The sequence below is a fragment of the Paraburkholderia sp. Ac-20347 genome, from assembly GCF_017104805.1.
Lineage (GTDB): Bacteria > Pseudomonadota > Gammaproteobacteria > Burkholderiales > Burkholderiaceae > Paraburkholderia > Paraburkholderia tropica.
In genome coordinates, this window is the sequence record NZ_JAAGPN010000024.1 from 46055 (window position 1) to 56958 (window position 10904).

Consider the following 10904-nt stretch of genomic DNA (forward strand, 5'->3'; position numbering starts at 1 on the left):
GCTCTGCAGCGGCGCAGCCTCCAGCGAGCTTACTCGGCTGCCGGCGCGCTTGCGGCTTCCGCGCCGCTGGCTGCCGCTGCGGGCGCCTTCGACTTCGGCTTGCCCTTGTGCTTGCCGTGAGCCGGACCCTTCGCGCCGGGCGCCGGGCCACGGTGACGGAAGGTCGTGTCGGCGAGCTTCTTCTGTTCCGGCGAGAGGCTGGTGTAGAGCGGCTCGAAAGCCGTCACGAGCTTCTGCATGTCTTCGGCGTGCGCCTGGCTGATCTGCGCGTACTGCTTCATGTCGTCGAGCGCGTTACGCGACGTTTCGCTGTCCGCGCGCTGCTTGTACAGCGTGGCCATCGTCTCGCCGTTGTTGCGCATCGTGTCGGCGAACGCCTTCCATTGCGGCTCCTGCTCGGGCGTGATCTTCAGCGCCGAGTGCAGGTAAGCGATACGCTCTTCCACGCGTTGCTGATGCTGTGCAGCGCGCACGTCGGCACCCGACGCCGCGGCAGCCGCAGGCGTGGACGCGGCGGTTTGCGCGAACGCACCGCTCATGGACAGCGTAGCGGCCAGGATGACGAAAGCTTTCTTCATTGTTGCTCCTTGAATCTTCGTTTCGTAGCGAGTAGGCGCGTTACCCGGCAGCGAGGCCGGGTTAACAGCCGATATTAGTACCACGTTATCGTGTTAAAGCGGCTGTGATGCGACAACTGCTTACAAACGAAACGCTCCGAAATACCCTGAAATACGCAGCGCGCATCGCGTAAAACCTCGCATGGGCGCGGCTCCGTGCTTTCGCTGTCGTGGCGACGCGCGCGATAATGCACCGATCTTCTTAACGTTTCTTCACACAGAGAGCCGCTTCTTCGATGAGACCGCCGCGCCTCGACCAACTCGACGACCTCGACCGCAGCCTCGTCGCGCTGCTGCAGGAAAACGCGCGCGAAAGCGTGGCCAATCTCGCGCGTCAGCTCGACGTTGCGCGCACCACGGTGCTCGCGCGCATCGCGCGGCTCGAACGCACGCAGGTGATCGCCGGTTATGGCGTGCGCCTGGGCCAGGACGTGCTCGACGCGAGCCTGCAGGCGTGGGTCGGACTGATCATCGCACCGCGTCACGGGCCCGACGTGCAGAAGCGGCTCGGCAAGATGCCCGAGGTGCAGTTGCTCTGCGCGGTGAGCGGCGAATACGACTACGTGGCGTGGCTGCGCGCCGATTCACCCGATCGCCTGAACGATCTGCTCGATCAGATCGGCGGCATGCAGGGCGTGGAGCGCACGACCACGTCGATCGTGCTCGCGCGCAAGATCGACCGCGGCACGGTGATGGGCTGAAGCGGATTGGGGGGGATTGAAGCGCGCCGACGCGCTGTGCCGCGGCGCGCTTTTACGCTGTTTTTACCCTTTTTCGTCACTATGACGAAAACCTTCGTCGAAATGACGAAAATCGACGACGAAGCGCATCATTTTGCGCCTATCAACTGATTTTGCACCTCCCTAGACTGTCTGCGAGCGGGCGCCGCAAGCCCATCGATCACAGAACATGAAAAGGAGAGGCGAGATGAAAGTCGCGATTGCAGGCGCCGGCCTGATTGGCCACACCATTGCTCACATGCTGCGCGAAACCGGCGACTACGAAGTGGCCGCGCTCGACCGCGATGCACGCGCGCTCGACGCGCTTTCGGCGCAGGGCATTCCCACCGTGCGCGTCGATTCCGCCGACGCCGCCGCGCTGCGCGGCGCGCTCGAAGGCTACGACGTGCTGATCAACGCGCTGCCGTATTACCTCGCCGTGAACGTCGCCTCGGCGGCCAAGGGCGCGGGCGTGCATTACTTCGATCTGACCGAGGACGTGCGCGCCACGCATGCGATCCGCGCGCTCGCCGAAGGCGCCGATCACGCGTTCATGCCGCAATGCGGTCTCGCGCCGGGCTTCATCGGCATCGCGGCGCACGCGCTCGCGAGCCGCTTCACCGAGATCCGCGAAGTGAAAATGCGCGTCGGCGCGCTGCCGCAGTTTCCGACCAACGCGCTCAAATACAACCTCACGTGGAGTGTGGACGGTCTCATCAACGAGTACTGCCAGCCTTGCGAAGCGATTCGCGACAGCCGCATGCAATGGGTGCAGCCGCTCGAAGGCCTCGAACATTTTTCGCTCGACGGCGTCGAGTACGAGGCGTTCAACACTTCGGGTGGGCTCGGCACGCTGTGCGAAACGCTGTCGGGCCGCGTGGAGTCGCTCGACTACAAGTCGGTGCGTTATCCGGGGCATCGCGCGCTGATGCAATTCCTGCTCGAAGATCTGCGTCTTTCCGGCGACCGCGACACGCTCAAGTCCATCATGCGCCGCGCGATTCCGTCGACCGAGCAGGACGTCGTGCTGATCTTCATGACCGTCACGGGTATGCGCAACGGCCAGCTCGTGCAGGAAGTCTTCACGCGCAAGATCTTCGCGAAGACCGTCTGCGGCATGCCGATGAGCGCGATTCAGATCACCACGGCCGGTTCGATGTGCGCGGTGCTCGATCTGTTCCGCGAGAAGCGTCTGCCGCAAGCGGGCTTCGTGCGTCAGGAGCAGGTGTCGCTGCCACAATTCCTCGCCAACCGCTTCGGTCAGGTCTACGAGGGCGCGACGCTCGATGCGCGCGCGCCGGTGGCGGTGGTTTAAATCAGGTGGGAAGAACAGGCGGCCGCGGCGTTCAGTCGGCGGCCGTCGTCACAACGACTGCAGGCGCTGCAATAGCGCGCCGTAGTCCGCGTCGGTGGGCGCGGTGGTGTCGACCGCGATCAGCGCGTCGAGCGCCGCGCCGGCAGGTTCGATGCGGCGCTGCCGGTAATCGTCCCAATGCGCGAGCTTCCAGGCGTCGTCCGGATGGGCGCGCGCCACGATGCGGCGCTGCGCGGTCGCTTCGTCGCAGCGCACCCAGACGGCCGCCACTTTCACATCGGCGTCCACACCCAGCCACGCACGATCGGTAAGACGCCGCTCGCGCGCCTCGCGCGACAGCGGCGCGACCACCAGCACGCTCACGCCGAGTGCGAGATTCTCGCGCGCGGTGTCGAGCAGCCCCTGGTATTCGGGATCGCGCAGGTGGTGGAGAAACAGCGGACTGTCGCGGTCATGCGGATCCTGACCGAGCGCGTTGAGCGTCGCGGCGCTCGTGCGGCCGTAAAGCGTGTCCTTGTCGAGCAGACAGAACGGTTCGCCCGTCGCGCGCGCGAGCGGGCCGATCAGGCGTTTGGCGAGTGAGGTTTTACCCGTGCCGGCGTGACCGCAAACCAACACCAGTCTCGTCACGAACGGCTGTCCTGCGCGGCCGACGGACGGGCGCGGCCTTCGTCGCCGCTTGGGGCCGGCGCGTCGCCGGGTCGCTCGAAGAGCTTGCCGTTCGCATCGAGCCACATCACGTTGATGATGCCGAAGCCGAGCGCGACGCCAATGCCGAGTATCCACGTGAAATACCACATTGCTCGCGTCCTCCTGCGGGTGCCCGATGAATTTCGGGACAGCATACTCCATCGCCGCGCGCCTCGTGCCGCAGCGCGTATATCATGAGACCGCACGCGCAGACCGCGACATCGGCCTGATCGGCCGGTCGCGCATCACAGACGAATCAGAGAACAAACGAGGGGAGAGCGTCCATGCGAGCGAGCGGAGTGAGCGTGTCGTCGTCGGAGAGCGGGGCGGACGGCAGGGCACGCAACAGGCGGGCGTCGTGCGCCGCCCTGACAGTGGCGATGAGTCTGGTCATGTGCCTCGCGCTCGGCGGCTGCGCCGAAGACCACGCGCCGCCCGCGCCGTTCAAGCCGGTCCCGGCCGCGCGCATCGTCAAACCCGGCTACACCACGCCCGGCGAAGGGCTCGTGGCCGTGGACGTGCGCCGCGAGCGCACCAGCAACGTGATCGTCAAATTCCGCGACGCGCCCGTCTATCTCGACGGCGAACCCGTCACCGACCTGATGGACGGCGAGCACGTCACGTTCTACCTGAAACCCGGCGTGCACCGCATCGGCGTGTCGACGCAGTTCGACCCGGTCGTCGAGCTGCGCTTTCTCGTCGACGCCCGTTATACGAATTTCGCCAGTGTCACGTTCGACAAGGATCATCGGATCGGCATCCGGCGCGTGCCGCACTGAGCCGGGCGCGGAACCTGCTAGCCAGCGGCCAGGTCAATCCAGCGCTTAAACTGGGAACCGCTTCAGCGAAACGATTCAATTTCAGGACGAGCGGCTTGCAAAGCTTTCAGTTTCCGCACGCCGCCAGGACGAACACGACATGCTCATCAATTGCGCCGCGTATCAGGGCGGCAAGAAACTGGCCGACATCGATGTCGAGGCCATCAGCGACTATCTGCAGAAACCCGAATGCTTCGTCTGGGTCGCGCTCAAGGATCCGGACGCGGGCGAGATGGCCGCGATGCAGGAGGAATTCGGGCTGCACGTGCTCGCGATCGAAGACGTGATGAACGGCAACCAGCGCCCGAAGATCGAGGAATACGGCGACACGCTGTTCGCGGTGTTCCACACGATCGAACTCGACGCCGACAGCGAACTGGTGACCGGCCAGGTCAACGTGTTCGCCGGCAAGAATTTCGTGCTCTCGGTGCGCCACCGCGCGCAGCAGGGTTTCACCGACGTGCGCGCGCGCTGCGAGCGCGAGCCGGAGCTGCTCAGCGAGGGCTCGGGTTTCGTGCTCTACGCGCTGATGGACAGCGTGGTCGATCGCTACATGCCGGTGCTCGAATCGCTCGCGGGCGAAATCGAGGAACTCGAGGACCGCATCTTCGAGAAGCACAATCTCGCGGCCTCGCGCGCCATCATCGAGGATCTCTATTCGCTCAAACGCCGTTTCGTGATCTTCCAGCATCACGTCACGCCGCTGCTCGACGCCGTCGGCAAGCTGATCGGCGGGCGCATTCCGCAGATCTGCGTGGGCATGCAGGCGTATTATCGCGACGTGTACGACCACCTCGTGCGCCTGTCCAACACGATCGACGCGCGCCGCGAAATGATCGTCACGGCGATCCAGGTGAATCTCGGCATGATTTCGCTCGCCGAGAACGAGGTGACCAAGCGGCTCGGCTCGTTCGCCGCGCTGTTCGCCGTGCCGACCATGATTGCGGGTATCTACGGGATGAACTTCGAACGCATTCCCGAGCTACATTACAAATATGGCTACGAAATCTGTCTGGCGGTGATGGCCGGCATCGACATCGTGCTGTACGTTCTGTTCCGCCGCGGCGGGTGGCTCTGAGTCGGATTGCCGCCGGGTCGGGCGGCCACACGGCTGGATTGAAGGCGTAACACACCGGGAAACCGCAGGGAAAACGCAGGGAAGAGAAGCACCGGCATCCCGTCCACTGTTTCGGGATGCTTGCAAACGTTTGCGCATAACCAGAAATACGGCCCGCACCGGGCCAGACAAACCGGAGACACAAACGATGAACTTCCGCATCCGCCGTCGCGTGCTGTGCACCGCCGTCGCCCTTGCCACCGTCGCGCTCACGCCGCTGGCCGCTCATGCGCAGGCGGCGGGCCACAAGCCCAAGGTCGCGCTCGTCATGAAGTCGCTCGCCAACGAGTTCTTCCTGACCATGGAAAACGGCGCGAAGGACTACCAGAAGCACAACGCCGGCGCCTTCGACCTCATCACCAACGGCATCAAGAACGAGACCGATACGGCCGCGCAGATCCAGATCGTCGAGCAGATGATCGTCTCGAAGGTCGACGCCATCGTGCTCGCGCCCGCCGACTCCAAAGCGCTCGTGCCGGTCGTGAAGAAGGCCGTGGACGCGGGCATCATCGTCGTGAACATCGACAACCGGCTCGATCCGGACGTGCTCAAGTCGAAGGACCTGAATGTGCCGTTTGTCGGGCCGGACAACCGCAAGGGCGCGCGCCTCGTCGGCGACTACCTCGCGAAGAAGCTCAAGGCGGGCGATCAGGTTGGCATCGTGGAAGGCGTGTCGACGACCACCAACGCGCAGCAGCGCACGGCGGGCTTCAAGGACGCGATGGACGCGCTCGGCGCGAAGATCGTCTCCACCCAGTCGGGCGAGTGGGAAATCGACAAGGGCAACGCGGTGGCCTCGGCCATGCTCAACGAGTATCCGGACCTGAAGGCGCTGCTGTGCGGCAACGACAACATGGCGATCGGCGCGGTGTCGGCCGTGCGCGCGGCCGGCAAGCAGGGCAAGGTCTACGTGGTGGGCTACGACAACATCGACGCCATCAAGCCGATGCTCAAGGACGGCCGCGTGCTCGCGACCGCCGACCAGTACGCGGCCAAACAGGCCGTGTTCGGCATCGATACCGCGCTCAAGGCCATCAAGGAGCACAAGAAGCAATCCGAGCTCTCGGGCGTGGTGGAAACGCCCGTGGTGCTGGTCACGAAGTAGGCGCCGGGCAGGGCGCGCCGCGCGCACACGCTATGCATGCCGAATTTTCGGCGTACCTGGCGGTGCGCGCGGCGCGCGGCGATTTCCCGGTGCGGCGGTCGGGCGCTCATTCTTCATACTTTTCGTCTAATAAGCGCTCAAGAAAGCTGCCGCGAGGCCGTTATTTCGTCGGTGATGGGCGCGTGTGCATCCGGGCGGCGGGAAGGCCCGTTTTCCCGCGCCGTCGCGTGACGATGTCCGGGCCAGCCGCCCGGCGTCGCAACCGCGGGATCGTCCGGGTGGCAACCGCCTGGACGCGCCGGTGGAACCACGAGGCGCGCCCGCGGACTTGGGCGGCGCAGCCCGCGACTACAGGATCGTGATGGATGCAATTGCCCCCGACGCTTCCCCGCCAGCCACGGCCGACGCCGTGCTGACGGTCAAGGGCGTCGGCAAGACCTACGAGCAGCCCGTACTCGCCGACGTCAGCCTCGCGCTGCACGCCGGTGAAGTGCTCGCGCTCACGGGCGAGAACGGCGCAGGCAAAAGCACGCTCTCGAAGATCGTGGGCGGCCTGACCGTGCCGAGCGCCGGTGCGATGACGCTGGGCGGCGAGACCTACGCGCCCGCGAGCCGCAACGACGCCGAGGCGCTCGGCGTGCGCATGGTGATGCAGGAGCTGAACCTGCTGCCGACGCTGTCGGTCGCGGAAAACCTGTTCCTGAACCGGCTGCCGCGTTCGCGCGGCTTCGGCGCGCTGAGCTGGACGGGCTGGATCGATCGCGCGCGCCTGCGCGAGGACGCGCGCGCCGCGATGGCCCAGGTCGGGCTGGAGGCGATCGACCCGGACACGCTCGTGGGCGAACTCGGGATCGGCCATCAGCAGCTCGTGGAGATCGCGCGCAATCTGATCGTCGACGAAACGCAGGGCGGTGCGCCGCTGCGCGTGCTGATCCTCGACGAACCGACGGCGATGCTCACGGGCCGCGAAGTCGAGTTGCTGTTCGAGCAGATCGCGCGGCTCAAGGCGCGCGGCGTGGCGCTCGTCTACATCTCGCACCGGCTCGAAGAGCTGGAGCGCATCGCGCAGCGTGTGGCGGTGTTGCGTGACGGCCGCCTCGTGCGCGTCGACGCGATGGCGAATCTCACGCCCGAGCGCATCGTCGCGCTGATGGTGGGACGCGAACTGGGCGAGCAGATCGATCTGGGCGAGCGGCGCATTGGCGCACCCTTGCTCAAGGTGGACGGTTTGAGCCGGGCGAACGCGGTGCGCGACGTGTCGTTCGAGGTGCGCGCCGGTGAGATTTTCGGCGTATCGGGACTGATTGGCGCGGGCCGCACGGAGTTGATGCGCCTGATCTACGGCGCCGATACGAAAGAGCGCGGCACGGTGGCGCTCGCGGGCAAGGACGGCGGCGCGCCGCAGCCGGTGAAGATCGATTCGCCCGTGGATGCGGTACGCCACGGGATCGCGCTCATCACCGAAGATCGCAAGGGCGAAGGGCTGCTGCTGCCGCAACCGGTCGCGGCCAACGTGTCGCTCGGCAACGTGGGGGCGGTGGCGCGGTATGGCGTCGTGGACGCGGCGCGCGAAAACGCGCTCGCGCGCACGCAGATCGAGGCGCTGCGCATCCGCACGGCCGGTCCCGGCCAGCCGGTGGGCGAGCTGTCGGGCGGCAACCAGCAGAAGGTCGTGATCGGCCGCTGGCTCGCGCGGCGCATCAACAGCGACGTGCGCGTGCTGCTGTTCGACGAGCCGACGCGCGGCATCGACGTCGGCGCGAAATTCGACATCTATGCGCTGATGGGCGCACTGGCGCGCGAAGGCCGCGCGCTCGTGGTGGTGTCGAGCGATCTGCGCGAACTGATGCTGATTTGCGACCGCATCGGCGTGATGTCGGCAGGCAGGATGACGGGGATTTTCGCGCGCGGCGCGTGGAGTCAGGACGCGCTGCTCGGCGCCGCCTTCGCGGGCTATCGCGCCGAGGACGCCATGCTCGCGGACGCAGCCGATCTGCCGGCGGCCGGCGACGTGCACACAGACGCAGGAGGTAGCGCTTCATGACGAACGGACCGTTGCGCGAACCGGCAACGAATCAGGCCGCGCCGCAAGCCGCGAGCGGCAAGCCCGCGGGCACGCGTTTCGGCTTCTCGAACTACCTCGGGCTGGCGCTCGCGCTGGTCGCGATGATCGTGCTGTTCTCGCTGTTGAGTTCGCACTTCCTGACATACGATACGTTCAGTACGATCGCGAACCAGATTCCCGATCTAGTCGTGATGTCGGTGGGCATGACCTTCGTGCTGATCATCGCGGGCATCGATCTGTCCGTGGGTTCGGTGCTTGCGCTGGGCGCGTCGGTCGTGAGCGTCGCGGCGCTCAAATGGGGACTCGGCGCGCTGCCGTCCGCCGTGCTCGGCGTGCTGGCCGCGGCGGCCACGGGCACGCTCACGGGCGCGGTCACGGTGGGCTGGCGGATTCCGTCGTTCATCGTGTCGCTGGGCGTGCTGGAAGCCGCGCGCGGCTTCGCGTACCAGATGACGAATTCGCGCACGGCTTATATCGGCGACGCATTCGATTTTCTCTCGAATCCGATCGCGTTCGGCATCTCGCCCGCGTTCCTGATCGCCGTCGCGGTCATGGTGATCGCGCAGCTGGTGCTCACGCGCACGGTGTTCGGCCGCTATCTGATTGGTATCGGTACCAACGAGGAAGCGGTGCGGCTCGCGGGCGTCGATCCGCGGCCCTACAAGGTGATCGTGTTCGCGCTGATGGGCGCGCTGTCCGGGCTCGCGGCGCTGTTTCAGGTGTCGCGTCTCGAAGCTGCCGATCCGAACGCGGGCGTCGGGCTGGAACTGCAGGTGATCGCGGCCGTGGTGATCGGCGGCACGAGTCTGATGGGCGGGCGCGGTTCGGTGATCAGCACGTTTTTCGGCGTGTTGATCATCTCCGTGCTGGCGGCGGGGCTCGCGCAGATTGGCGCGAACGAGCCGACCAAACGCATCATCACCGGCGCGGTGATCGTGGTGGCGGTGGTGCTCGATACGTATCGCAGCCGGCGCGGCAAACGCAAGGCTTGATGCGCATCGGAAAGGGTTCGGAAGCGTATCGAATAGCAGTGCGATGCGGCATCGACAGAAAAACAAGCAAGAACCAGCGGCAACAGATGAAGCGATAAAGCGGCAGACGAACGCTGCGCGCGCAACGAAACGGCGCGCGACGGCTCGGCCGCAGCAAGAAGAACACATTCGAGGGCGTGCCCGCGCATTGGACCAGCGCGGGTGACGAGAGCAATCACCGCCGCGTGGCGGCAGCAGTAGCAAACGGCAGCACGAAGCAGGAGCAACATAAAAGATGGCGACGATCAAGGATGTAGCCGCAGTGGCGGGGGTGTCTTTTACGACGGTGTCGCATGTGGTGAACAATTCGCGTCCGGTGTCGGCGGACGTGCGGGCCAAGGTCGAGAGCGCGATACGCGAGCTCAACTACGTGCCGTCGGCGGTCGCGCGCTCGCTCAAGGCGCGCTCGACCGCGACGATCGGGCTCGTCGTGCCGAACGGAACGAATCCGTATTTCGCGGAGCTGGCGCGCGGCGTCGAGGACGGCTGTGCGCAGAAAGGCTACTGCGTGTTTTTCTGCAATTCCGACGACGATCCCGTGAAGCAGCGCAACTACCTGCGCGTGCTGCAGGAAAAGCGCATCGACGGGCTGATCGTGGCCTCGGCGGGCGACGACGCGGTGCTCGCGGCGACGCTCGGCGACACGCGCGAGCCGATCGTGGTGGTAGACCGCAACATCGAAGGGCTCAACGCCGATCTGGTGCAGATCGATCACGAGCGCGGCGCGTGGCTCGCGACGCGCCATCTGATCGAACTGGGCCACGCGAACATCGGCTGCATCACCGGGCCGATCACGACGGCGGTCAGCGCGATGCGCATGCACGGCTTCCTGCGCGCGATGGCCGAACGCGGCATCGAGATCGCGCCGGGCGCGATCGTCGAAGCGGATTTTTCGGGCGCGGGCGGCTATCGCGCCGCGGCGCAACTGTTCGATACGGTGCGCCCGAGCGCGATTTTCGCGGGCAACGACATGATGGGCATCGGCGCATTGCGCGCGGCGGCGGAACGCGGTTTGCGCGTGCCGGCGGACTGCTCGATCATCGGTTTCGACGACATCGAACTGGGCAATTTCACGTGGCCGGCGCTCTCGACGGTCGGCCAGCCTGCCCGCGCGCTCGGCGAAATGGCGGCGCTCACGCTGATCGAGCGCATCGGCGGCGAACCGCGCGAGCGCGATGGCGTGTCGGTGCTGCGTCGCGTGATCGCGCCGGAACTGATGCCGCGCGAATCGACGGCGCCGTGGTGCGCGCCGGCGTCGGCATCGCTGGCGGCCTGACGCGGAACGTCGCGACGACGTCCTCGCCGGAGCCGCTGCTGCGGCCACTGCTCAGGAGAGGACAAGGTGACGACACACGCGAGCCCGAACGAAGCTGACGCTGCACGCGCTGCAATCTCCACACCGACGACGGCGGGACGCGTCGCCGTGG

At 66.1% G+C, this 10904-nt stretch carries 11 protein-coding genes; 8 read left to right on the top strand and 3 right to left on the bottom strand.

What is annotated here, in order from left to right; genetic code table 11:
• Positions 1-29 precede the first annotated feature (29 nt).
• A complete protein-coding gene (locus G3N97_RS07370; RefSeq protein WP_205992636.1) occupies positions 30-578 on the bottom strand; it encodes a Spy/CpxP family protein refolding chaperone in 549 nt (182 codons plus the stop codon).
• 275 nt (positions 579-853) lie between these two features.
• Here G3N97_RS07370 and G3N97_RS07375 point away from each other — a divergent pair, with 275 nt between their 5' ends.
• Positions 854-1318: an Lrp/AsnC family transcriptional regulator gene (locus G3N97_RS07375; protein ID WP_065064724.1), complete on the top strand. Its 465-nt coding sequence runs from the start codon at positions 854-856 to the stop codon at positions 1316-1318.
• Positions 1319-1544: 226 nt separating this feature from the next.
• Positions 1545-2651, top strand: a complete 1107-nt coding sequence (locus G3N97_RS07380) for a saccharopine dehydrogenase C-terminal domain-containing protein (RefSeq protein ID WP_205992637.1) — start codon at positions 1545-1547, stop codon at positions 2649-2651.
• Positions 2652-2699: 48 nt separating this feature from the next.
• Here G3N97_RS07380 and G3N97_RS07385 read toward each other — a convergent pair whose 3' ends face one another.
• Complete coding sequence (locus G3N97_RS07385; protein WP_205992638.1) at positions 2700-3281, bottom strand: ATP-binding protein; 582 nt, start codon at positions 3279-3281, stop codon at positions 2700-2702.
• Positions 3278-3451, bottom strand: a complete 174-nt coding sequence (cydX, locus tag G3N97_RS07390; RefSeq protein WP_205992639.1) for a cytochrome bd-I oxidase subunit CydX — start codon at positions 3449-3451, stop codon at positions 3278-3280. Before cydX ends, G3N97_RS07385 begins: the two co-directional genes overlap by 4 nt.
• A 270-nt stretch (positions 3452-3721) precedes the next feature.
• On the opposite strand from cydX, the gene G3N97_RS07395 reads away from it, so the two are divergent.
• From G3N97_RS07395 to G3N97_RS07420, 6 genes are all read left to right on the top strand, one after another.
• Complete coding sequence (locus G3N97_RS07395) at positions 3722-4120, top strand: hypothetical protein (RefSeq protein WP_205992640.1); 399 nt, start codon at positions 3722-3724, stop codon at positions 4118-4120.
• Positions 4121-4259: 139 nt separating this feature from the next.
• Positions 4260-5237, top strand: a complete 978-nt coding sequence (gene corA / locus G3N97_RS07400; RefSeq protein ID WP_205992641.1) for a magnesium/cobalt transporter CorA — start codon at positions 4260-4262, stop codon at positions 5235-5237.
• A 187-nt stretch (positions 5238-5424) separates the two neighbouring features.
• On the top strand, positions 5425-6381 hold the full coding sequence (locus G3N97_RS07405) for a sugar ABC transporter substrate-binding protein (RefSeq protein WP_205992642.1): 957 nt from the start codon (positions 5425-5427) through the stop codon (positions 6379-6381).
• A 361-nt stretch (positions 6382-6742) separates the two neighbouring features.
• Positions 6743-8425 carry a sugar ABC transporter ATP-binding protein gene (locus G3N97_RS07410; RefSeq protein WP_205992643.1) on the top strand — a complete coding sequence of 561 codons (1683 nt, stop codon included), beginning with the start codon at positions 6743-6745 and terminating at the stop codon, positions 8423-8425.
• Positions 8422-9438 (top strand): ABC transporter permease, encoded by a 1017-nt coding sequence (locus G3N97_RS07415; protein ID WP_205992644.1) that lies wholly within the window; start codon positions 8422-8424, stop codon positions 9436-9438. Before G3N97_RS07410 ends, G3N97_RS07415 begins: the two co-directional genes overlap by 4 nt.
• 274 nt (positions 9439-9712) lie before the next feature.
• On the top strand, positions 9713-10753 hold the full coding sequence (locus tag G3N97_RS07420) for a LacI family DNA-binding transcriptional regulator (RefSeq protein WP_205992645.1): 1041 nt from the start codon (positions 9713-9715) through the stop codon (positions 10751-10753).
• Positions 10754-10904: the final 151 nt, after the last annotated feature.